This window comes from Bacilli bacterium, from assembly GCA_035326105.1.
GTDB lineage: Bacteria > Bacillota_I > Bacilli_A > RFN20 > CAG-826 > UBA7706.
On sequence record DAOKYO010000002.1, the window covers coordinates 529,793 to 553,813 of the forward strand.

At 42.4% G+C, this 24,021-nt stretch carries 16 protein-coding genes and 1 pseudogene; all 17 read right to left on the bottom strand.

Going from position 1 to position 24,021, the window contains the following annotated elements; genetic code table 11:
* Window positions 1-69 precede the first annotated feature (69 nt).
* Entirely contained in the window at window positions 70-591 is a 522-nt protein-coding gene (locus tag PKC96_06960) for a hypothetical protein (GenBank protein ID HMM01051.1), read from the bottom strand.
* Window positions 592-669: 78 nt separating this feature from the next.
* The gene (locus PKC96_06965; GenBank protein ID HMM01052.1) at window positions 670-1,692 is read right to left on the bottom strand and encodes an RDD family protein; all 1,023 of its coding nucleotides are present in this window, start codon (window positions 1,690-1,692) and stop codon (window positions 670-672) included.
* Between the two features lie 2 nt (window positions 1,693-1,694).
* Complete coding sequence (gene pulA, locus PKC96_06970) at window positions 1,695-4,526, bottom strand: type I pullulanase (GenBank protein HMM01053.1); 2,832 nt, start codon at window positions 4,524-4,526, stop codon at window positions 1,695-1,697.
* Between the two features lie 115 nt (window positions 4,527-4,641).
* The gene (locus PKC96_06975) at window positions 4,642-6,108 is read right to left on the bottom strand and encodes an InlB B-repeat-containing protein (protein HMM01054.1); all 1,467 of its coding nucleotides are present in this window, start codon (window positions 6,106-6,108) and stop codon (window positions 4,642-4,644) included.
* Between the two features lie 205 nt (window positions 6,109-6,313).
* A complete protein-coding gene (gene pulA, locus PKC96_06980) occupies window positions 6,314-9,142 on the bottom strand; it encodes a type I pullulanase (GenBank protein HMM01055.1) in 2,829 nt (942 codons plus the stop codon).
* A gap of 20 nt (window positions 9,143-9,162) precedes the next feature.
* The gene (gene malQ / locus PKC96_06985) at window positions 9,163-10,635 is read right to left on the bottom strand and encodes a 4-alpha-glucanotransferase (protein ID HMM01056.1); all 1,473 of its coding nucleotides are present in this window, start codon (window positions 10,633-10,635) and stop codon (window positions 9,163-9,165) included.
* A 5-nt stretch (window positions 10,636-10,640) separates the two neighbouring features.
* Window positions 10,641-12,284: an alpha-amylase family glycosyl hydrolase gene (locus PKC96_06990; protein HMM01057.1), complete on the bottom strand. Its 1,644-nt coding sequence runs from the start codon at window positions 12,282-12,284 to the stop codon at window positions 10,641-10,643.
* A 4-nt stretch (window positions 12,285-12,288) separates the two neighbouring features.
* On the bottom strand, window positions 12,289-13,242 hold the full coding sequence (locus PKC96_06995; protein ID HMM01058.1) for a sugar ABC transporter permease: 954 nt from the start codon (window positions 13,240-13,242) through the stop codon (window positions 12,289-12,291).
* Between the two features lie 80 nt (window positions 13,243-13,322).
* A complete protein-coding gene (locus PKC96_07000; GenBank protein HMM01059.1) occupies window positions 13,323-14,912 on the bottom strand; it encodes a sugar ABC transporter permease in 1,590 nt (529 codons plus the stop codon).
* Between the two features lie 81 nt (window positions 14,913-14,993).
* A complete protein-coding gene (locus tag PKC96_07005) occupies window positions 14,994-16,400 on the bottom strand; it encodes an extracellular solute-binding protein (protein ID HMM01060.1) in 1,407 nt (468 codons plus the stop codon).
* A 1,068-nt stretch (window positions 16,401-17,468) separates the two neighbouring features.
* Window positions 17,469-18,206, bottom strand: a pseudogene (locus PKC96_07010) (ATP-binding cassette domain-containing protein).
* Window positions 18,207-18,284: 78 nt separating this feature from the next.
* A complete protein-coding gene (locus PKC96_07015; GenBank protein ID HMM01061.1) occupies window positions 18,285-18,854 on the bottom strand; it encodes a helix-turn-helix domain-containing protein in 570 nt (189 codons plus the stop codon).
* Window positions 18,854-20,578 (bottom strand): alpha-glucosidase, encoded by a 1,725-nt coding sequence (locus PKC96_07020; protein HMM01062.1) that lies wholly within the window; start codon window positions 20,576-20,578, stop codon window positions 18,854-18,856. The genes PKC96_07015 and PKC96_07020 overlap by 1 nt, the downstream gene beginning before the upstream one ends.
* A gap of 7 nt (window positions 20,579-20,585) precedes the next feature.
* On the bottom strand, window positions 20,586-21,191 hold the full coding sequence (locus PKC96_07025; GenBank protein ID HMM01063.1) for an NUDIX hydrolase N-terminal domain-containing protein: 606 nt from the start codon (window positions 21,189-21,191) through the stop codon (window positions 20,586-20,588).
* On the bottom strand, window positions 21,192-22,526 hold the full coding sequence (gene glmM / locus PKC96_07030; protein HMM01064.1) for a phosphoglucosamine mutase: 1,335 nt from the start codon (window positions 22,524-22,526) through the stop codon (window positions 21,192-21,194).
* A gap of 10 nt (window positions 22,527-22,536) precedes the next feature.
* Complete coding sequence (locus PKC96_07035) at window positions 22,537-23,340, bottom strand: DNA integrity scanning protein DisA nucleotide-binding domain protein (GenBank protein HMM01065.1); 804 nt, start codon at window positions 23,338-23,340, stop codon at window positions 22,537-22,539.
* Window positions 23,337-23,837, bottom strand: coding sequence for a phosphatidylglycerophosphatase A (locus tag PKC96_07040; protein ID HMM01066.1), 501 nt, complete (start codon window positions 23,835-23,837; stop codon window positions 23,337-23,339). The genes PKC96_07035 and PKC96_07040 overlap by 4 nt, the downstream gene beginning before the upstream one ends.
* Window positions 23,838-24,021 lie beyond the last annotated feature (184 nt).

Consider the following 24,021-nt stretch of genomic DNA (forward strand, 5'->3'; position numbering starts at 1 on the left):
GGCTGAAAGCCTTCAAATCGCAAACTCCCCGGGCCTAAAAAGCAAATTTTGCTTAGGGAAACCGGAAAATCACTCGGTGGCTAAGCCACCGCTTGGAACGGTAAAATCAAGGTCGATACCGATATCGGCATAATCGCCAACAGTCAGATTATCAAAGTTATCTTCTGCTAGGGCGTCTTTATATTCTTCAAATAAAGCTTCGTCGATAAATATGACCTTTTCTCCCGCCGCTTTATCCATCTTAAGAGCCCGATAAACAAGAATGGTCTCGGTCTTATCATCGGGGTTAACTTCAGGATTGGGATAATATACGCGATCATCAATTACTGTAAACTTGCTGGCAACACCTGTGTTTTCGCCGACATTAAACCGAGCCGCGTTGGATACATCATAGCGAACATTCATTTCCGAATCATTGATGTAATAAACGACGACTTGATCCGCAACCACTTCAAATTCAAGTTTGCCGGTTGTTGCCTCGGTACGAAAGACAGTCGGATAGCCACTGCTACTGTTAGCTCCTGTGCCACAGCTCGCTAGTCCAAAAACGGAAACTGCGATAAATGCGAAGCTTAAGAATTGCTTTTTCATAAATTGCCTCCTAGCAAAATATATAGATTCGCTAAAATGATTTTAGCATATTCAAACTTAGTAAAATAGTCTAAACGCCTACTCATTACGGATGGAAGCTTCTTTTTTTCTTCGGTTATCCGCCTCACTTCGGCCCCCGCTCGGATAGATATCTATCGGCTCATGCATTTGGCATGCAAGATCATATTTGGTTTCTTCTTCTTGCGAAGCAAAGATTTGCGAGGTATTCCAATCAACGACCATGGTCGAAGCCACCCAATCGTGAATAGGCCGCTGCCGCTTGGACAAAGTCATAACCGCGACGGATATGAAAAGAGGGAGCAAATATAGAATTGAACCGATAGTTTCAAAAATGTCGGTTACAAGGTAACGAATAACCATCTGTTTATGGCTTAAGCGATAGCCGGTTATATCGGTTACGGCTAGACCCATTGCCATTTTGCCGATTGTCCGTCCATCATCGATAAATAGCGGTATGCACAAATGAAAAATAAAACCGGATAAAAAGTAAGAGATGGCTCCGCCGATAAAAACAAAGTTCCGAATCGGCTTTTGAGCCGTAAAATAACTCGGCATATCTTCCAAATTATTAATTGCTTCCGCATAGGAAGCTGACCAGAATGAATCAATGGCTCCCTCTTCTAGATCAGTTCGGTAGATATAAGTATAATGCCCGTCTTCGACCGTATAATCGAGGATGATTGCATTCTCGCTATCCATTTGAAGCACATCCCGATTATATTCAAAGCCGGCGGGATGATCTTCATAAAAACTCGATTCGGTAAAATCAAAACCATCCCAATCAAGATAAAATGACCGCATAGCTTGGTCAATGTCATCGTTATCAACATACTGAAGAGGATCTTCGGCATAGCCAGCATAAAGCCCACTGTCGATTTTTATCTCATTAAGAACCATGTTATCTTGATAGCCACCCAAGTAATCAAACCAAAGCGGATGAACTGCCACCTGATAAAGTAAAAGACCGATAAAAAAGGCAATGATAAAATCGATAATTGCCGCCACCAGTCGTTTCCATAAAGAACCGCCTGCCACCTTTGCTGTTGCCTTTATCGCTGCTCTTTTCCCTTCATTTAACATGATTAGGATAACCTCTGAACAATAACTGTTTGTAAAGAACCAAGCGAAATAGACGAAGAAATAGTTTGACCAGTGAGTTCTCCTGTCGAATCAAATAGGACAATGCAATCGCCCGCTCCCCAAGAAATCGTTTGCTCGGTGTTTTGATTCGTGTTTGCCGTGCTGCTGCCGTAGAGCATTCCGGTATAAAATGAATATAGCGTGCCGGATGATTCGGATGCCTTTGTGTTATAACTGGCAATTGCGCTATAAGATAAATCCTGAACATTATTCCAATACCCAAAATGAGCCGAAATATCATCGCTATCATACATTTTGTAAGCGAGGTTATTTCTTCTTAGCGCAATCAGATTCTTGTAACTTTCAAAATAGCTTTTGTATTTAATCTTATCCGCCCACTTAAAAGAGTTGACAGTACTTTCCAAATTATATGAATTTCCCGAGTAATACTTATCGCCGATTTTAACCGATTCGCCCCCATGTGTGGCAAGAAAAACAGCGCCGATTTCCGTGGTTGGATCATATTCCTTTGAACGCATTATTTCGTCGCCGCCTTGGAAAAACGGCGTTCCAAATGAGGTCAAAACCAATGAGTTGGCAACCAAACTTGCGCGTGCCGAAACATCGGGATTATTCCCCATTGTAGCCAGCAAGTGATCAAAAATTGTAAAATTATCGTGACAATCGACATAATTAACCGTCTTGCTTGGATCGGTGTAATTTGTGGATGCATAGTAATCGCCCATATACCCGGCCAGCATTCCCTTTACTCCGTTTAAATAGCTGACATTGCTCTGATTGTGAAACGGCTCTTTTTGAAGCCATCCATATTGGGATCCATTTCCATTCAGATTATTGTCACCCTTTATGGCATTTCGACCAATATCATTAAAAGCCGCAACGGTGGTATTCATAAGAGCCGGCGAATAGACTTTGGCTGGTCCCATGTATCCGCCTCCGCTCCATGGTTCACCCCATACGACAATATCCGGGTTAATCGCTTTGAGGGCGGAATCAACTTTTTGCAAAGTGGAATCGTCAATTAAACTCATCAAGTCAAACCTAAATCCCATGATGTGGTATTCGCTTGCCCAAAACTTTACTGAATCGACGATGTACTTGCTCATCATCGTGGCTTCAGTTTTGATGTCATTACCCACTCCCGATTCGTTTTTTAAAGTCCCATCCGCGTTCCGACGGAAAAAGTAATCCGGAACTATTTTTTGAAATTGCGAACTGGAAAAACTTGCCACGTGATTATAAACAACATCCATGATAATCCGAATGCCCGCGTTAGCATAACCGGCGACAACCTGTTTAAATTCTTGAACTCGGATTTCGCCTAATTTGGGATTGGAGGAATATCCACCTTCAAGAACATTATAGTTGGCCGGATTATATCCCCAGTTATAGGCCGGGTTAAGTTCGTCATTACTCTGATCATAAAAAGGCATAATCTGAACGGCATTAATGCCTAATTCCTTAATATGATCAAACCCGGTGGCAACCGTAGTTTGGCCCTCAGTATAGGTGGTTCCCGACTCGATTAAACCCAGAAAATGTCCGCGATTTGCCTCATCGCCGTTCCAGGAGGAATCACTGGTTAAATCCTGGACATGCATTTCATAAACGATTAAATCATTGGGAGAAGCAATATCGGAAAACGTCGTATCGGCGAAGTTTTCCGGCTCATATTTAGCAAAATCCAAAATTTGCCCACGATGACCATTGGGCCCGGCACTTTTAGCGTATGGATCGATAACCTCATTTTTCCCATTGCTGTTATTAACAAGGTAAGTGTAATACATCCTGTCTAAATCACCCGCCACCACAGCCACATATACGCCTTGGCCAGCATATTCCATAGGAACCCGCTTTTGAGGAACGTCGTGAAGAATATTCCCCGTTTCCTTAGAGGTATAGCCGACTTTGTAAACAAAGAGGGTGACTTCATAACTGGTCGGTGCCCAAAGTTTAAAAGTGGTCGACTCTGAACTGTAAGTCGCCCCCAAGTCATCCTTATTATAAGCGTAGCGTGAATCAAATTCGCTGGTGTCAAACAGGGGTGTTGCCGAAACCGCTTTGGAACGCACTTTATCCATAGCATCCGGAAAAACAGCTTTTATCGTGTATTTGTCTATAAGATCGGCATCGGTTGATAAGTTAAAAATCACATCGTTAGAATCCGAGCCGGATTTTTCATCAATTTGCTCGTCATTCAAATAAAGTGACCATTGATTGGCGGGAGCGGTTCCTGTGGCTTTAATGGTGGAAAAGGAGGTAAATGTGGCACTTACAATGCGATTACCCAGGGCTTCCTTCGCTGTTGGGTAGGCCTCAACATCAAGGGTTTCCGTTGAAATAATGTAAACATCCATTGTCAAATCCGCATTTAAAGCATATTGAGTAAAATCGAGAAAAAAATCCGGACTTTGACCATCCCATGTCGATTTTTTTCGAACAATTAAATAAAATCCGTTTTCGCCCTCGTACATCGTGCTCGGTATTTCGACTACGGCAAAATTATCGTCGTACGTTTCAAAGGGAAGTAGACTGCCGGTAACTTTGTCGGTCCAATACCAAATTCCATAATCGCTGTAGCCATTATCATCGCGATGATAGAACAGCGATACCGAAGTGGGCGTTCCCGTAATCGGTGTTTCGCTCGTTGTCGCCGATGTGTTACTTGTTGACGAATTATCCGATGTGTTTTCACTAGTGACGGATTCAACGCTGGTGTCACTGTTGATAGATGACCCATCTTTTTTGCCGCATGAAGAAACAAAAAGTACGGCGATTAGTCCTAAAAAATATATTGTGTTGTTTTTTTTCATTTTTTTTACCACTGCCTAATATATAATTATTATTATTTTAACATAGTTAAAAGAATAATAAAATGAAAAACTCACCCGTAAAGGTGAGCTTTTCTTTCAATAAAATGCGTATAAATTAGATGGCTGTCGGCGAAAGGGCAAGCGTTGAACTGACTACAACCGAGCCTTCCGTAACGACAATCGTCAAGGTAACATCATAGGTTCCGTCTTCGGTCACTTTTAAGTTTCCTGTTTCGGTACCAAATGAAATTTCCCAGGTGTTTTCCGACTTAGCTTTAAGTTCATTATTCGTAACAAGCGCTAATCCGGTAGCTGTATAAGTATAAGTCGTGGTTGTCTCATCAACCACCGGTTCACCAGCAGTTAAGGCTACTTGGTTACTCCAAGAAGTCCCAATCGCAAATGAGCCGGCAAGATAGAACGTGCCATCAGCTAAACTATGTCCGAAACCGGTTAGAGCGGCGACGCCATCCGTAACCACAATGTGGAAACTATAAATGCCATCAACGGCCGCTTTGATATTGGAAGCCGGATCATATCCGGATTCAACTTCTTCCGTTTCTGGATCATCGGTGATTTCCGAGGAACCGATAAGCAATCCTTCGGCACTTGCGTCAACCGTTAATCCGCCAAAAGCGAATTGTTTAACCCAATCACCATTGGCCCGAACCTTAAACTCGGTTCCAGCCGGAATAAACATATTGCGAACCCAAAGTTCTGTTCCGGCAACAGTCGTTGCGACGAAACTTACAGCATCTTCGGTCCAGCTGTTAAAGCCGCCGATAATTCCCCAAGTATCGACCGCATCGGGATCAGCATCCGGAGTAACGCCTTCACCAACGGCATCACCGGTACGATTGATCCGCACGACGGCCGTTGATAAGACTGGAGCATTGTTTACATATTGAGTTTCAAGTTCAATATGATATGCCCCTGCATGGAGTATTGTAATATTTTCTTTATCTGAATCCGGGTTGTCGGCTTGAACATTCTCAGCCGCATTGCCAGACTCCATATCGACATATTCGACACCCCAATAGACACCGTCATCCCAGGCGGAACCCGTCGACATATCCTTGATCTTAAATTGCGCGTATTGACCAAGTTCAATGTCAATACTGAAGATGTTTGCCGCATCTTCTAAGTCCTCATCAACCAATATCGTCGTTTCATCGGTGACATCCCATTCGGCGGGATAGGCAGTGTTTTTAAAACTACCAATTAAGTGATAAACGGTTGGATCTTGAACGAATTGAATATTCCATTTCGCATAGAGATCCAGATCACCATTCACCGGAGTTTCGAAATCGTATTCGGCGGTATAAGCTTTATCCGTATACCATCCGACAAAATCGTAGCCTTCCCAAGTTGGATCGGTTGGCCGAGCAACTGTTTCTCCAGCATTAACTTCAACTTCGCTTAGAAAGCCACCATCCGTGTTCTTCCAAAACGAAACCAAGTAAGTGACTACTTCTGACGATGGCTCTGATGATGGTTCACTAGATGTACTTGTGCCGCCACCACAGCCGGCAACTCCAAACAACAAACCTGCGACAAACAACGTTCTCGCAAACTTTTTCATTGACGTTCATTCCTCCTTATCAATTGAAAAGTTGGTTTATAACCTACTTAATTCTATTATATGGTAGCGCTTTCGTCAACATATATTTACTTTAGGCTAAAATATTTTAAGTTTAATTTAAGTTTAATTTTAATCCACATTTACAATAAATACGCTTTTTTAGCCAAAAAAGAAAAGGCCTTTTTTCAAGGCCTTAACTTTTTGCTTAAAAATGTTTCTTTTTCTTAAGAAGAAGTATCAACGCCGTACCTCCGCCAAGAATAATCAGCCCCCCACCGACCGCCAAAACGATGCCGAGAGTGGAAAGCCCTCCGTTATCGCCATCGCCGTTGGACGAACTGCCGCCGCTAGTCGAATCACTTGACGGTGAACTGCCGGAGACCGGTTTCAAGATTAAAGTAGTATTTCCCAGCAAGCGCTCACTGCCGAGGCGTTCCCCGACCGCGAAAGTTCCGCTTGTGTCAACTACCACTTCGTAACCGGTAAGATCGACCGTAACCCGCGTCGTCGTTCCGATATGATAAATTGCCATTTGGTTATCGCCGTCAACATAGGATAATTTCATAATTGGAGCATCGATTCCCAATTCACTCGCACTCGTATAGGTAACATGGGAATCAACCGCGGCGCGCGTACCATATTGGAAAAGGCTGTTTCCAGTTTTAAGCGCCACTAATTCTCTAAAAATTTCATATTGTTGATGATAGGTTATCTTCCGATCCCAGTCAAAGTCATTGACTTCATAACTGGATTGATATGAGTTGTCATCGAATTTTCCGCCATCTTTTGGCTTGGTTCTTAAAAACTCTGTTCCGCCTTGAAAAAAGCTGATTCCTTCGGCGGTCAACGTCATGGCGGCCGCCTGCGTTACCCGCTTCAAAATTGTGTTTTCATCGTAAATGTTTAAATCTGTCGTTAGTGACATTTTGTCAAATAAAGTGTTGTTATCATGGCAATCAACATAGTTGACTACCTGTGCCGGATCGTCGCTTCCGCCTGTTTCAATACCCAGGAGTCCGTTTTTAACATTGGTTGTTTGGGTGACGCTGGGACTGCCATTTTGTACCCATCCAACACCGGTCTTATCAAAAACACTGCCTTTAACCCCATCACGGAAGGCATCGTTAAATCCTCCGACATTACTTATTTGCGGAATATTGTCATAGGTAGCTAATGTGGTATCAACCGCAGTGACGGTTGATAACTTCCAAGGTTCACCATAGATCAGTGAATGGCTGTCAATGGCATGAACACGCGCGGAAATTGCATTCATTGTTTCCACATCATGAAGTCCCATGAGATCAAAACGAAATCCGCCAATCTTGTATTCTTCCGTCCACCAAGCAGTGCTGTCGGTCATAAAACGCTGCATCATAATGCGTTCGGAAGCCGTATCGTTACCAACTCCCGATCCATTAGAAAGCGATCCGTCTTCCTTATAACGGAAGTAGTATTCGGGAACAATTTTGTTAAATGATGAAGAACTGACACTGGCAACATGGTTATAAACAACGTCCATCACAATACGAATTCCCGCCTGGGAATAGGCTTGAACAACTTGTTTGAATTCATTGACCCGGATGGCGCCATCATAGGGATTGCTGCTATAAGCCCCCTCCAGCACATCGTAATTTTTGGGATTATATCCCCAGTTGAATGCGACGTTAACCTCATCATTGCTCTGGTCAAAGAAAGGAAGAATTTGCACGACATTGACACCGAGTTCCTTAATATGGTCAAAGCCGGTGGTTACAGTCATTCCATCTTGGGTATAGGTTGTTCCCTCTTCAATAAGACCAAGATATTTCTTTCTTGAACTCTCGTGACCATTCCAGGTTGAATCGCTTGTTAAATCAGCTACATGCATTTCGTATACCGCCGCTTGCGTTGGCTCAATTTCCGGCAAGTTTACATCATCCCATCCGGTTGGATCGGTGGATGAAAAGTCTAAGATCATTCCTCTTTCGCCATTTACACCTGCCGCTTTAGCATATGGGTCAACGGCCTCCACACCGGAAGGAAACATCGCGTTAGTTACAAAGAAGGTGTAATATTTGCCATTCAAATCACCATTGACAGTTACCGCCCAAACTCCATAATCTCCCTTGCTCATCGCATAGGGGGTAAAGTTATTATCGCCTGAAACGGAATCAACCGTTGTTGGAGTTCCGCTCTCGTATATTCTGAGTACAACTTGGCTGCTTGTCGGTGCCCAGACTTTAAATATTGACGATGTTGACGAATAAGTTACGCCTAAATCGCTGCCGCTATAAGTCGAGTTTTCCTTAAAATAGGAGGTATCAAATAGGCCCGAAATCGATACGGAAGCCGATTTTGTCTCTCCGCTATCGTGGAAAGTAACAAAAACTGAGTAGCTATTGTTAAAGTCCATTGCAAAACCACTATCTCCGACCGTCACCGTTGTCTTGTAGGAATAAGAAGTTGCATTATAAACCGGCGTGCCACTTGAACTCGTCAAGGAATTATCGTTTTCTTTAACGATAAAAACGGAAGGGAAATAGTTTGTCACCACTTCGACTGCATTAACTTCGACAAAACGCGAACTAAGAATTTTATCCGCCAAAGCCTCTTCCGCACTGGCATAGAGCGTATTCTCTAAATCGACCATATAAATGTCATAGGCATTGTCGGTCGATAAGGTGAAATTGCTATATACCACCTCTAAGTCCGAAGTTTGCGCCGACCAATCCGTTTTACGGGCGATAACATAGACCGATTCCGTATTTGACCAAGTGGATAGGGGAAGAGCTACATATTTACCATAGCTATCCTCATCGGTAAATGCGGTCGCAACCCCGTCCTTGCCATACTCCCAAAGCCAAAGATCCCAATTGGTATAATTGTTGTCGGCGCGATGGTAGTGAAATACGATTGTCGGTTCCGAATATGCGACATTTCTTTTGGTCGCAGTTATCATTTTCGAAGACACGATGGTCGAATTAGACGCTACAATTAAGGTTAAAATAGCGCCAACCAAAACGCCTATCGTTTTAATCTTTTTCCAAATTTTCATACGGTGTTCCTCCTTAAAACTCATCCCCGATTGCTATCGGAAACAAGCCCTTTAAAAAATTTCAATCTTTCTTCTAAAAGACGATAGTCGGCCATCTTCCATTCCCAATTTGGCGAGCCAATGGTTCCCGGAGTATTTATCCGTGCCGAATTGTCGAGACCAAGAATATCCTGCGTTGGCAAAATAGCCCAGTCGGCAACATTATTAAGTGTAAAAGCAATAAATTTATCCGTAATCGAAGGCAAGTTCTCCCGATATCCTAAATCATAGAAGTAGCCGAGGGTCCGATTTTGATATTCCGGATCCCGATTCATCCACCAGCCCAAAATCGTTTCATTGTCGTGGGTACCGGTATAGACAATTAAATTGGGGCGATCATTTTTTCTTGTCTCATCCAAATTATATGGATTAAAAGAAAACTCGATAATCTTCATGCCCATGAAGTGATAATGGTCTCGCAGTTCCAACACTTCGGGTCGCAAATCGCCTAAATCTTCCGCCACAATTTGAATATCTGGCATCAATTTGAATAATTCGTCAAAGAAGTCATATCTGGGACCTAATACCCATTCTCCCTCCACAGCCGTTAAGCAAGACGCAGGGATTTTCCAATATGTGTCAAAAGCCCGAAAGTGATCAATGCGGATGATATCAAACAATTGGGAGTTATACCTTAGTCTTTCATTCCAGAAAGAATAGCCATGCGCTTTCAAATAATCCCAGTTATAAATCGGGTTGCCCCATCTTTGCCCGGTCTTTGAAAAATAATCCGGTGGAACCCCCGCAATAAATGACGGATTCCCGTCCTTATCGAGAAGAAAGGCCGCTTGATTAGTCCAAACATCGTCGCTGTCAATTCCGACATACATCGGAATATCGCCCATTATTTTTATCCCTTGGGCATTAGTATATAAATGCAAGTCATTCCATTGTTTCCAAGCTACATACTGAAGCCAAATAAGGTAGTTGATTTCGTTTTCAAACGGTGTAAGATCCCGCTTACGGTCTATGATCCACTCCTTGTCTTCTTTACGCCATTCTGTCCATAACTTTTCATCGTTCTGCGATTTCAAAAGACGAAATACGGCATAGAAATAAACCCATGAGTTGTTCTTTTTAAATGCCGCCAATCCCCTTTTATGAAGTTTGATAAAATCGGCATATGCTCTGCGTAGCCAATAATCTTTAAATTGATGCACGCCATCAAAATCGACCACTTCCTGTCGCCGATTAAAGGTTGGTACGCGCTTAGGCAAAAGTCCATCTTTCTGCAGTAGTTCTAAGGAAATATAAGCCTCATCTAATGCCTTACTCGAATATGGTTGATAAGGCGAATTGCCATAACCCAAGGGATTGAGGGGAAGAATCTGCCAAATCCTTACTTTGCTTTCTTTAATTAAATCGACAAATTTATAGGCCGTCGGCCCAAAATCTCCCATTCCATGCTTGGCGGGTAGAGATGCTACAGGTTGAAGAATGCCAGCTAAACGCATATAAATTAATTTCCTTTCACAAGAACAACCGAAGAATAAGGGGCCAAGGTGATGTTTCCCCCATCGACTAACGGACGAATTTCTGAGGTATCAATCTCATCCGCAACTATTAAACTGGTGGCAAAGGTTTGCTCCTCAGCGGCAAAATTATGAACTATTACTAATTCTCCATCGGGAAGTGAAGGTTCGGTCAACTTTATTCCCATTAACGGGACCCTTCCTAAATCCAATGCTTCAATATGCGCGCTTTGAATTCCCGGATAACGGTTACGAATTGAAATCACCTTTCGATAATGATTTAAAAGTGAAAAGTTTTCCGGCAGTAAATCCGTGGCGCCCGCGGTTACTTGCCGCGATAAGTCATATGTATAGCCCGAAACCGGAGTGCATTCTTCACTTTTGTCAAGTTCGCTCCAAATCATCGGTAAACGTTTATTCTCATCCGCGCCGCTTCCCTTTAAGCCGATTTCCTCGCCGTAATAGAGGTAGGGAATGCCCGGAGTGAGAAGATACACACTGGCACCTAATTTTCGTTTTAACATCTGATAAAATGCCGCATATCCGCTGGAGCGATCTTGATCATGATTGCTGAGGAAGGAGGCATTTAATGCCGTGGGACTGCTGGCAAAAAGTTGGTCATAATAGGTTTCCAGCGTTGACGACAGCCATTCACCATTGGTGTTTTGAATTCCCGTGGCAAACGCGCCCGTACTTTGCGATCCGGCAAAGTAGAAGAAACTATCGACCCCACTGGCATAATAATCAGGCAGTTTATTATAGTCGGCACTATCAAGCCACGCTTCACCAACGATGTAGGCATCGCTTTTGTGATTTTTGACCATGGTATTGAACCAAGAAAGAAACTGGATGTTCTTTTGATGATCGTTTTCATAAAACCAAGTGGTGGCATCAAGCCTAAATCCGCTTACCCCTTTATCCAGCCAGTAATAGGCAATACTCGTTATTTCATTGCGAACGCCTTCGCTATCTAAATTAAAATCGGGCATCGATGAATCAAAATTAGCCAGATAGTACCAATTGGTACTCTGATATCGGCGATAGGTTCCCTTCAAATTCTCATCGGGAGTAACCGCGCCTTCATGCCATGTATACCAGTCCGCATACGATGCATTTTCCGCGCTCCGATTAGTTCCGGTAACATAGGCCGCCGACTTTTGAAAATAAGGATTGTCGCTTCCGCTGTGGTTGATGACCAAATCGATAATTATCGAAATATCATTCTCGTCGGCCACGCTCACAAGATTTTCAAAATCACTGAGGGTTCCGTAGTCCGACTCAATGCCATAATAATTCGATACATTATATCCGTGATAACTCGGGGAGGGATTAACCGGCATCAACCATATTCCGGATATGCCCAGCGTTTTCAAATAAGAAATCTTATTTTTAACGCCATTTAAATCGCCGATACCATCATTATTGCTATCGGCAAATGCCCGGACAAAAATTTCGTAAAATGTTCCTCCGGCATTGGTATAATCGCCTATTTCATAGTCAATAGGCGATGTGCTATTACTCGTCGTCTCCTCTGAAGAAGAGGATTGCGAATTTTGATTATTGCCACAGCCGGTGAGAAGCAAAGTGAAACCGATAAAACCGATGGCTAAACGACTTTTCTTGTTCGCCATGGCATTATCCTTTCACCGCGCCACCCGTTACACCGGAAACGTAGTATCTCTGCATGAAGATGAAGAGAATAACAATCGGCACCGATAGAAGAATCGATCCCGCGGCATAGCGAGTGAAGTATATGTTTAAGTCACCTAATCCATCGATCATTGAAAATAGCCCCTGCGCAACCAACCAGGCACGTTTTTCTGTCCGGGTAATCGTGCTACTGAAAATATAATCGCCCCATGGCCCCATAAATGCCGTTAAGGCTTGATAAATAACAATCGGTTTAGAAAGTGGAAGAGTAATGTTCCAAAAAATCTGTGCTTTATTTGCCCCATCAATTTCGGCAGCTTCATCAATTGAACGGGAAATAGTGTCAAAATATCCCTTGGAAACATAATATCCCATCGCTGCGCCAGAAATGTTAACCAAAACAATCGCAATCAAATAATTGGCTGTTGGAACGCTTGTTCTTCCACCTCCTGGTAGTAAACCGATTCCTTTGAGAATAAAGTAAATAGCAATCATCGACATAAATCCAGGAAACATACCGAGAATCATTAAAAGTTTCATCATCGGCTTACGGGCTTTAAACCGCAGACGAGAGAAGGCATAGGATGTAAGCAAGACGATAACCGTCGATATAATACAGGTAAAAATCGCCACGATTAAAGTGTTGAGAAAGTAATGCAGATAATCGTAGTTAGCCGTATCGGTAAAGAGCAAGTAATAGTTGTCCAAACTCCACTTCTCCGGGAATATATATCCCCACCAATGATTTGGTCTGATCGGAGTAAATCCAAGATTGCTCGCCGTTATAACCATCTGGCCGGAAGGATTAATCGTATAGGAATAAACCGGAGCCCGAAAAGATTGCGCCATGAGCCAAATAATCGGAAACATCCAAACGACCGCCATAACTCCGAGCAAAAGGTAAATAAGCGTATTCCCGAGTCCGCGCCGAAAATGCATGCTTTGGAAGAAAAGTGGTTTTTTGTGTTTAGCGACTACATTAGTATTTTGTAATTCCATGTTCTTGTTCTTCCTTTCAATCATTGAAACTCATCTTCATTAACATTAGCTGAAGACTTGCTATACATAACGAGTGAGATAAAAGCCGAAATTAAGAAAACTATGATGCCGATAGCCGAGCCGATCGCGTACTCCTGCTTAGAACCGCCGAGTGTTAAATCATATAACCAAGTAATCAGCAAGTCCGTTCGACCGTAAGTAATACCACGCGTGGTAATATCGGGGCCGCCGCCGGTCAGAAAGAAGATAACGTTGAAGTTATTTATGTTGCCAATGAACTGAGTGATTAGATATGGACCGGTGACAAACAACATATAGGGGAGAGTAATCTTAAAGAACTGCGTTACCGGACCCGCGCCATCAATGCGCGCCGATTCATATAAGTCCGCCGGAATATTCATTAATATTCCCGATGTAATCAACATTGTATAAGGCATACCAATCCACATGTTAATCAAGACAACACTCGTTCGCGCGGAACGCGTATCATTGAATATATTGATTGGTTTCATCCACCCCAAGGCATCCAAGGCATTAAAAATCGGCCCGTCCTTAGCAAGGAATTTAGCCATCATCGACAGGGAAATAAATTGCGGAATGGCGATTGATATAATAAATAATGTCCGCCAAATCTTTTTGAATTTAATGCCTTTTTTGTTGATGAGTAATGCCAAAATCATTCCGCCAATATAATTGGTGAAGGTGGCCAAAACCGCCCACAAAATTGTCCACTTAAAAATCTCGCCGATGGCAAACGAATAACCGGCATTCCCGCCGAAAAGCTGACCGAAAGTATCAAGCCCGGTCCAGGCAAATCTTCTTGACGGGGGGAAATAAAACAAACTGGCATTCGTAAAAGCCAGCAAAATCATGAATATCAAAGGAAGGATGGTAAACGTCAGTATCGTTAAGGTCGGTAGACTTAAAACCGTAACATGAAAGCGACGATCTAATAAGGCGTGTGTCTCTTCCTTAAAGGTGGCGATATGCGTCCCCTCTTCTTTCTTCTGTTGAAGCGAATAAGCAGCACTGATTCCGTAAGTGTAAAGTGCAAAAAAGGCCGCAATAATCAATAGTGTGGCTATCGAGTAGAGCATCACCAGCATTGAATTTGAGGCAAATCCGGTGGTCTTCGTAATGAGCACCTCGCCGAACTTGGATATTATGACATAATTATAAGTCGTCCCTATGTCGCCAATCCAACGCATCCCATCGCCGCCAATTTGGCCAAATATATTTATTTGACTAAGCCAATACGCTCCTCCTTGAGGGAGAACCATAAATACAATAAACAGGGCCTCTAAAACCAGCAGAGCCACTCCTTTGACGACTTGGCCATTAGTAATATGACCAAAACCGACGAAGAGATAGGATAATCGGGTTTTAAAATTTCCTTTAATAAAACGATTTACGTAATTATAAAACCATAGTCCAATCGCCTTACCTACTTTGACAATGATTTTATATGCGAAGACAAAGATGTTGATGAAAGCTTTAATAATTGTCCAAAGGAAATCAAGCAACCACTTTCCTAATTTGATTATTGAATCAAGAATTGATTGACCGATCCAAGGAAAGAAGCCAAGTTTTTTTACATTTTGCTCTTTCATAATTAACTCCCTTAATAATAGAAATTTAGGGCGAATGTTAATCCGACACTCGCCCTAAATACATTTCATAAAATAATCGAATTAAGCCGCTGGGGTTGTGAGGGCAGCTACCCAAGCCGCTAAAGCATCGGCTAGAGTCAATCCTTCGCCATAATCGTTAGCGACCACCGATTTTCCAAAGGCCGCCGTCGGATCCCAGAAGGTATTGCCGACTGAACGCGATTGGCTAACCGCATATGGAGCTTGAGCATTAAGCGCGGAGATGGCCACATCGGCAAGAACCGCCGGATCATTTTGGGCCATGATATTGGATGGTCCAAATCCTTGAGATTGGAAACGACGAACCTGAGCGTCTTCACTGGTCAAATACTTAGCAAGCAAACTGGAGAAGTATAACTTATCTGGATCGTCTTGAGCTTTGGTGCCGATTAATTTTGAACCGGCAAATGAGCCCATTTGACGTTGAGCAAGCGCGGCGTCATTTTCATCATAAGGAGTAAATGTCGGCAACTTGGTAGCCGCATATCCACTGCCCATAGCTGCTCTCAATGGTCCGGCATTCCAAGTTCCGGTAACACCGGCGACCGCGACTGGAGTAATCGGGGCTCCTTCACTATCCGTTGTCGCAAACAAAGCTGAGTTTGCGTTAACGTCAGCAATTCTTAGAGCCGCCGTATGTTCTTGAACAATCTTGGCAAATCCTCTTGCCCCTTCAAGACCAACTGCGTTATCAAAGTCGCAAGTCATCGTCTTTGTGGCCGGATCATAAGATATATTTCCTTGATTGAAGAAGAAAGATGGAATGTACCATGAATCTTCAAACGGGAAAACAATCTGCTGATTGGTGGATTCAAGTTTGGCAAGAATTCCATCAAATGTTTTCACATCATCGGCGGTAAGATAATTCTTATTATAATACAAGAAGTAACCGTTATCAGCCGTTTGTGGAAATGCATATAATTTGTTGTTATAGGTTGCAGAAGAAACAGATGCTTGAACATTGTTTTCGTTCACCCACGTCTTATTAGAACCAGTGATTTCTTGAATGGCTCCCGCATCAACCAATTTTCCGAGTTGATCATCGGGGAAACCAAAGACATCAGGGGCAACATCTAAATCTTGAGTGATCTTGGTCGCCGCATCGGAGAATTCATCACCGATCGTGACAATAAATTCGTACTTTGTATTTGAAGATTCATCATAAAAATATTGTTTAGCGAATTCACCAATCAATTCTTTGAACAACGGATGAGATTCTGTTTCCGACCAAACGGTCAGACGAACTCTCTGCGCCGTAACACCCGGTAAGAATGAGCTATCAATTGTGGACCTAACCGTGTCATCGGTAACCGTAACTGTAACGGGGTCAGCTAAACTTGTCGAATCGCTAGTGGTCGAACTGGTTATTGTCGATGCTTGCGTTCCGCCACATGCTGCTAAGAGCAGCGAAGTCAAAGCAACAACAGCAACTTTTGACTTTTTAAACATAATTACACTCCTTTCCTTTTTGCTTGAGAAGGACCGTTATTAAAAACAATTTCTGACGAATAACGTTAAACGAATGGTCCTTTTCGCGGTAATTTTGTTTAATGACAATTACATTATACTTAATAGGTTAATCTTGTAAAGTTTTTTTGATAGCGGTTTCAAATGATAAAAAGGTCGTTTTTTTCAATTTCAGTGCCAAATTTTTAACTTTTACTTATTTTGTTAAGTAGCCAAAAATGACAAGTAAATAAAAAGGTCAAAAATAACGCAAAAAAACGCCCGCTTCCCAATGAAAGCTAGGCGTTGTGTTAAGTAATCTGCTTTTTAAAAGCGGCTTCGTTAAATAATGCAAAGTCCTTTTTCTGATTCCGGCAAAGATTCTGCTTCTTCGGGGGTGTCAATCTTGAAGAAATGAGCTTTTCCTAAATCAAGAGCCAAGTCGATTTTGTCCCCGATGTGAATGGTTTTGTCACTTACAACAGGAATCTTAGCCACTAATTTTTGGCCGGCGAAACCACCGTGAAGAATGTATTCATGTCCGAGTAATTCTGCAACGCTTACGTCAAGTTCCAAATTGCTTGACGGGTAGTCGAGCGCCACTTGACTCTCTTTATAGTGAACATCTTCCGGACGAATGCCGAAGATAACCATATTGCCTTCATAAGGCTTAAGCGCATCGAGGAATTGAGATGGAACATCCAGCACAGTCCGATCGTCGGCGGAAGGAACAAAGATTGTATTTTCAATCACGCTGATATATTTGGCATCGGTCTTCTTAACGCTGATTACTTCATACTTAATGAAGGAAGCAACTTTACCTTCGACCGTCCACACTCCTTCAGCACCTTTTTCTTTTTCCGGCAACCGTTCTTTTACCGATGCCGGCAGCGAAGCTACGGCATCCGCAGTCCCTTTAATCGCATTATGCTCTTCATCAGTCAAGGTGACATTGATTTTAGCAACTGGACGATAGATGGTATTGCCTTCAATCTTTATGAATTTAACCAGTTTGGCATCGACATCTTCCTTATAGCGGCGAACAAGTTCAATCTTGCTTCCTTTGACAATGCCGGTAAAGAAATTCATCGCCGGGCTACCGATAAAGGAGGCAACAAACAAATTACGCGGCTTATGGTAAATCTCAATTGGCGAACCAATCTGCTGAATGTAGCCGTCCTTCATAACCACAATCCGTGTCGCCATTGTCATAGCTTCGGTCTGATCGTGGGTAACATAAATGGTCGTCGCGTTCATCTGCTCATGCAGACGAATAATTTCCGAGCGCATTTGTACCCGCAGTTTAGCGTCAAGGTTGGATAATGGCTCATCCATTAAAACGACGCTGGCATGACGAACAATCGCTCTTCCTAAAGCTACCCGCTGTCTTTGACCGCCGGATAGAGCTTTCGGTTTTCTTTGCAAATATTCGGTAATCTCAAGAATCCGGGCGGCTTCTTTAACCCGGCTATCAATTTCAGCCTTGGGTAAATGCTGAATTTTTAAACCGAATGCCATATTATCGTAAACCGTCATATGGGGATATAACGCATAAGATTGGAAGACCATTGCGATTCCCCGATCTTTTGGCGTAACATCATTACAGAGTCGTCCGTCAATATATAATTCGCCACTTGTGATATCTTCTAGACCAGCAATCATCCGGAGGGTAGTTGATTTACCGCAACCTGATGGGCCGACGAAGACGATAAACTCCTTATCCGAAATCGTGATATTAAAATCGGTCACGGAATTTTTCGGGTTGCCCTCGTAGCGCTTACAAACGTCTTTAAGAATTACTTCTGCCATATTATGACTCCTTTGCTTAATTCTTTATTTTTAGTTTATCACAATATTTCTAAAATGATTAGTGCAGTGTGCACAAATTTACTTTGACGAGGAAATACGGCTCAAAATCATATAGTACTGCGATGTCCAATAATCGCGAATATCCAGCCCAGTAAGCGAGATAAACTTAGAAAGACGGTAATTGAATGTATTGCGATGAATATAGAGTTTATCAGCCGCGTCGCTGGCATTAAGACCGCATTTTAGAAACATATCGGCGGTTTTGACTAATTCATGCGGTACTTCATCCAATTGACTTCGCAGAACCGGTACCAAGGCATAATCTCTCTCGGCAAGCATTAAAATTAAAACCTCAGCTAAAAAGTAAAGTCCGTTTCCAAGCGAACGGGCTTTCATAATCGCCCGGTGGGCAACATCATTATCAATCGGCGAGGCGACAAATACGATCCCGGTTCCTAAGTCGTTTGACAAAATCGGAATTATCCCTTCAAGTTCAACAGCGATATTTCTTTCGGTATCAAGGCAGCCATTGCGCTTTGTCGTCATGCGAAAACGAAAATCACTGTCTTGAAAATTGTCATAGAAGAAATCATATAGCAAGTTGCTATCAATCGTCTTCTGAAGCCAAAAGTGATAAAAATAGCGCATCAATTATCCTCAATCTCCCAAAGGAAGCATTCGAAAGGTCTTAAATTTATTTGATTGCCACCCACTATTAAACTCGGATTAAGATAATTACAGAGTAATGTACGATGCTCAAATCCTAAGAAGCTTGAATTAAAATTAACTGGATACGGGCGAAAATTAGCCACAACAAAAAGGTGCTTTTTTCCTGGGTGACGATAGGCAAAGACATTCGGATCATCTTCATTTTCCAAAACAAAATCACTCATCGTCACCGAATCAAGAATTGCCATATCTTTACGTAAGGCGATTGCTTGGCGATAGAAATTAAAAATCGAATCCGGATCTTTTATCTCATCTTCCGCATTTACTTCCTGATAGTTATTCACGGGTTTAATACGGGGAGGAACTAGACTAAATCCGGCATATGGGGCGTTTTTCCATTGCATAGGGGTGCGAGAGTTAATACGAGATGTTCGTCTCAAAAACCGTAATATTAGCTCATCATCGAGTCCTCGTTTACGCGCATCAAAAATATAATTTCGCGCACTGACATCGCTTGTAAAGTCATCTAAAGACTGATAGTCAACATTGCTCATTCCAAGTTCTTCACCTTGATAAAGAAAGGGTGTCCCATACATAAACAGGAGAACTAATGCGAGCATCTTTCCTGATTCTTTTCGAAAAGCCACATTACCATACTGACTAAGAACTCGCGGATGATCGTGATTTACCCAATATAAAGGGAGCCAGGCATCGCGATGGCAGTCATTATACCAACGAGCAAAATTATGTTTTAAATTCCAAACATTAGTAATGATTTGATCATCGCGTAATGTCTCACTTCCATATGCTCCATTTTCCCAGCAGGTATCAAAATTAAAAACCATATTAATTGATCCATAATCCTTATGGGAATACTTTAGAGCCGTCAGCGTAGTGGAGCTTCCTCCGACCTCGCCTACCGTCATAGCCAAGGGATAGTCTTCCAATACCGCTTTCTTAAATTCGTGAAGGTAATCAAATAGGCGCTCGCGATTAGAAAACTTACTTACATCCAAAGTCAATCCATCATAATCCGGATTTTGAGTCGAATTGGCAAATGAAAGATCGCGAGCTAAGTGGGCAATCGCATCCAGGCGAAAGCCATCAATGCCTAAATCTAAATAGTGACGGGCAATCTCGTAGATTTTCTTTCTTAATAGGGGATTTTCCCAATTTAAATCCGGCATTTTCTTGGAGAAAATTCGCATGTAATACTCATCCGCCACTTCGTCATACGCCCACGCCGAGTCGCTAAAAAAGCCCCGCCAATTATTCGGCGGTTGTCGATTACCCTTTTCATCATATCGGGGTGGTTGCCAAATATAGTAATCATGTTCTTCCGATTGCCGATTTTTACGGGCTTCGATAAACCAAGCATTTTCATCCGAAGTGTGGTTGAGAACAAAGTCCATAATAACGTGGATGCCGAGCTCATGCGCCTGTTTGATCAACTCTTTTAAATCGTCATTCGTGCCAAACAATGGATTAACGCGGTAATAATCGGAAATATCGTATCCATTATCATCCATCGGCGACTCTAAAAATGGGCAAATCCAAATTAAATCGATGCCTAGCATTTTTAGATAATGAAGTTTACTAGTTATACCCGGCAAATCACCGATACCATCGTTGTTGCTATCGGCAAATGTCTGGGGATATATCTCGTAGCCAACGGCCTTTTTCCACCAAATTCTTTTTTCCATATTGCTCTCAGTCAAAAATACTTTCTCCGTTTATTGCCGCAAAAATAATTCTCTTGATCTCTGCTTCCGTCATCTTTTTAGAAAGGGTAGGAAGGGCATTAGGATCAAAATAATCCACATTCAATGTTTCATATTCGTGTTCATGAAGCGAGCCTTGAACTTTACCCTTAAATACAAGCGCATATTCAGGAACACTCACCGGGCTTACAAATGGTGTCCGATTAATCACTCCAACCAAGCGCTCGATAACGACATCGGCTCCCGCCTCTTGCCGACACTCATTGCGGGCGGCTTCGCTAGGGGAATCATATAGATCACACCAACCTCCGGGAAGGGAATATCCTTGATCTTTCGCCTCTTGCACTAAGAGCACCTGCCCTTTTTCGTTAAGACAAATGGTACGGACGCTGATGTTCGGGGTTGGATAAATTCTACGCTCAAAGATGGTATTGGGCGTGAGGTTGACATGCTCAAAACTTTCAATCATCATATTTGATTCATCAAGAATTGTCTGATAATTGGTCAACGCGTAAGGGTCGGTCGAGAAAGTCAGACCAATTCGTGCGATTGAATTGATTTTTAGTAAAAAATCATAGTAGTTTTTGCTTTCCATTTAATAATCCAGTCCATTTATATAATTTGCGATATGCTCGACAACGCGGGCCGTCTCTTCGATAGAAGGCGTTTCCGCCATTACTCTTATTAACTGCTCGGTTCCGCTCGGTCTTACTAGAACTCGACCCTTGCCTTTTAGTTTTTTATTTTCTTCTTCAATGATGCTTTGAAGGCCTTCATTGGCCATCACGGCATTTTTGTTGAAGACTTTAACGTTGATCAGCTTTTGCGGATAATACTCAAGCCCTTCCAATAATTCCAACAGACTTTTATTTTCCGAACACATCACCTTTAAAATTTTAACCGCGGTCAATAAGCCATCTCCCGTGTTTAAATCATCCATAAAGATAATGTGCCCACTCTGCTCGCCTCCGAGCGAAAGATGTTTTTGCTTAAGCAGAGATTGAACATACTTGTCGCCCACATCGGTTTCTTCAATCGCAAAGCCTTGATCAATTAAGGATTTTTTAGTTCCATAATTACTCATAACCGTCATGACAACCGTGTTTTGATTCAGTTTGTCGCGGGCGCGAAGACTGCGGGCAGCGATATATATTAAGGCATCACCATCGACCACTTGTCCGTTGGGAGCCACCGCCAGAAGACGATCGGCATCGCCGTCAAAACTAAAACCAATATCATATTTTTTAGCTCGCATAGCCTCCTGAAGAGTGCTTATGTGCGTTGAGCCGCAGAAATCATTGATGTTCTGCCCATTCGGTATGTTGTTTATAAAATCGGTTTGAATGCCTATTCGAGCGAAGAGAATCGGTGCCAGTTTGCTGGCTGATCCGTTAGCGCAATCGACCAGGACTCGCAATTTGCTAAAATTATGCGCTTTATCAATCAAAAAATCCAAATACTCATTCACTAGATAAAGGCCATCAATAACAATTCCAATCTTTTCGTTTCGGGCGAAAGGCAAGTCATCATCGCAGCGGTCAATATATTCATCAATTTGACATTCCAAAGCGGAGGATATTTTTTCGCCCTCATGGCTGAATATTTTTATACCGTTATCATAATATGGGTTATGTGAGGCGCTTATCATGATACCAAAATCAAAATGGTGTTTGTGGGTGATATAGGAAATACTCGGAGTAGTGGTAATACCCATATCGTAGACCCAAGATCCACTGGCAATAATTCCCGTTACCAGAGCACTAAAAAGCAGTTGACCGCTGACTCGAGTGTCGCGTCCAATCACAATGCGGCGAGGCTGGCTTTTGGATGAACAACCGATGTAACGGCCGATGCGATAAGCCATATCGACCGTCAACTGTTCGTTGACCAGGCCGCGGATTCCATCCGTTCCAAAATACTTGCTCTGCATGATAACTTAATCACTTGTCTCCGTCTTCTTCCATATATTCACGAAATATTCTTGGAAAATTATCAAGGCTAACCGATTCTAATTCTCCGGCGCAGGCGATTGAAATGCGCCCGGTTTCTTCACTGACAACAACAGTAACGGAATCGGTGATTTCACTGATACCAATCGCGGCCCGATGCCGGCTTCCAAACTTTCCTGACAGCGGTTTAGTCGTCGCCGTATAATAGACACTGGCCGCCAAAATGACATTATCGCGAATGACCACGGCTCCATCATGAAGACGCGTCCCTGGATAAAAAATTGTCACTAGGAGTTCACTTGATACTGGAGCATTAACCATTGTTCCGTTTTTAATAAAATCATTGAGTGGATTCTTTTTTTCAAAAGTCATTATTGCTCCGGTTTTTGATTTTGAAAGACTGGTAGTAGCGGCAAAAATATCGTGGTAAAAAGCTTCCTTATCAAAGACTTTAAAGTTTCGACTTTTCCCCTTTACTCTAAAAAAAGATAATTTTTTCCCTTTAAGAGCGTTAGCAGCAAAAATCCGAAAATCACCAACATTGGCGATTGTAATTAAAGTGGCCAGAAAAATCAAAAAGAGCATTGAGGCCATTGCTAAATTCGAAAGTGAAAAGAAAACCGCAAATTCAAAAACGGCCGCCCCCAAGGTAAAAAAGATGCGGGCAAACCAACGCCGCACCAATAGCCAAACAAAAATAACCAAAGCGGCCACAAGAAGCGTAGAAAGTCCAAATTCAAGCCAAAAATCTAATGATTGAGTATTTGGTAAGGCCAAATAAAGGATATTGATCATTTGCTTTCTCCTTTCTTTGTCCACCGATGGGCAAAGCGAGAAGCGGCGGATGCGGCAATCGCTCCAACAATATCATCGATAAAAGTATTGCAGTGATCTCCGTTTTTACCGGCTCGATTCAGCTTATCGATTACTCCGTATTTGTTTTTGTCTATAAAGCCAAAATTGGTTAGGGCTATGGAGCCATATAGGTTGCATATCCCATAGGCTATTACTTCATCTACCCCATATAATCCTTCGTCACGCAAGAGCAGCTCCTGCAGTTTCGGATTATTCATTTTTCTTTGCTCGGCCAGCATATCGAGTTCGATTGCCGTCATAATCGCAAACTGAACTTCTCGTTTATCGATAACGCTCAGAACCGAATCCATCAATTCTTCTTTTTTTAAGTCGATATGATAATCTTGCTGTAAGTAGCGGGCACATTCAGCAATATCTTCCAAAGTAACCCCTCGGGTCTCTAATAAATCGATACATTGATCGCGAAAATTTTCCATAACATCCTCCAATTCGGAGTAACTAAACAAGTTATTCACGTTTATATTTTAAGTTTAGCAAATTAGTAAAAATGATTAAATATTTTCTACGTAAATAAATGAACTTTTTCGTCAATTTGCACAATTGAGTTGTTTAAAGCTATGCAATAATTATTGTAGCAAGGATTTATGGTATATTTTGCGG

Excerpts from the sequence above, each read along its gene's own strand:
- PKC96_06960 (HMM01051.1), bottom strand. The coding sequence starts at position 591 with ATGAAAAAGCAATTCTTAAGCTTCGCATTTATCGCAGTTTCCGTTTTT.
- PKC96_06965 (HMM01052.1), bottom strand. The coding sequence starts at position 1,692 with ATGTTAAATGAAGGGAAAAGAGCAGCGATAAAGGCAACAGCAAAGGTG.
- pulA (HMM01053.1), bottom strand. The coding sequence starts at position 4,526 with ATGAAAAAAAACAACACAATATATTTTTTAGGACTAATCGCCGTACTT.
- PKC96_06975 (HMM01054.1), bottom strand. The coding sequence starts at position 6,108 with ATGAAAAAGTTTGCGAGAACGTTGTTTGTCGCAGGTTTGTTGTTTGGA.
- pulA (HMM01055.1), bottom strand. The coding sequence starts at position 9,142 with ATGAAAATTTGGAAAAAGATTAAAACGATAGGCGTTTTGGTTGGCGCT.
- malQ (HMM01056.1), bottom strand. The coding sequence starts at position 10,635 with ATGCGTTTAGCTGGCATTCTTCAACCTGTAGCATCTCTACCCGCCAAG.
- PKC96_06990 (HMM01057.1), bottom strand. The coding sequence starts at position 12,284 with ATGGCGAACAAGAAAAGTCGTTTAGCCATCGGTTTTATCGGTTTCACT.
- PKC96_06995 (HMM01058.1), bottom strand. The coding sequence starts at position 13,242 with ATGCATTTTCGGCGCGGACTCGGGAATACGCTTATTTACCTTTTGCTC.
- PKC96_07000 (HMM01059.1), bottom strand. The coding sequence starts at position 14,912 with ATGAAAGAGCAAAATGTAAAAAAACTTGGCTTCTTTCCTTGGATCGGT.
- PKC96_07005 (HMM01060.1), bottom strand. The coding sequence starts at position 16,400 with ATGTTTAAAAAGTCAAAAGTTGCTGTTGTTGCTTTGACTTCGCTGCTC.
- PKC96_07015 (HMM01061.1), bottom strand. The coding sequence starts at position 18,854 with ATGCGCTATTTTTATCACTTTTGGCTTCAGAAGACGATTGATAGCAAC.
- PKC96_07020 (HMM01062.1), bottom strand. The coding sequence starts at position 20,578 with ATGGAAAAAAGAATTTGGTGGAAAAAGGCCGTTGGCTACGAGATATAT.
- PKC96_07025 (HMM01063.1), bottom strand. The coding sequence starts at position 21,191 with ATGGAAAGCAAAAACTACTATGATTTTTTACTAAAAATCAATTCAATC.
- glmM (HMM01064.1), bottom strand. The coding sequence starts at position 22,526 with ATGCAGAGCAAGTATTTTGGAACGGATGGAATCCGCGGCCTGGTCAAC.
- PKC96_07035 (HMM01065.1), bottom strand. The coding sequence starts at position 23,340 with ATGATCAATATCCTTTATTTGGCCTTACCAAATACTCAATCATTAGAT.
- PKC96_07040 (HMM01066.1), bottom strand. The coding sequence starts at position 23,837 with ATGGAAAATTTTCGCGATCAATGTATCGATTTATTAGAGACCCGAGGG.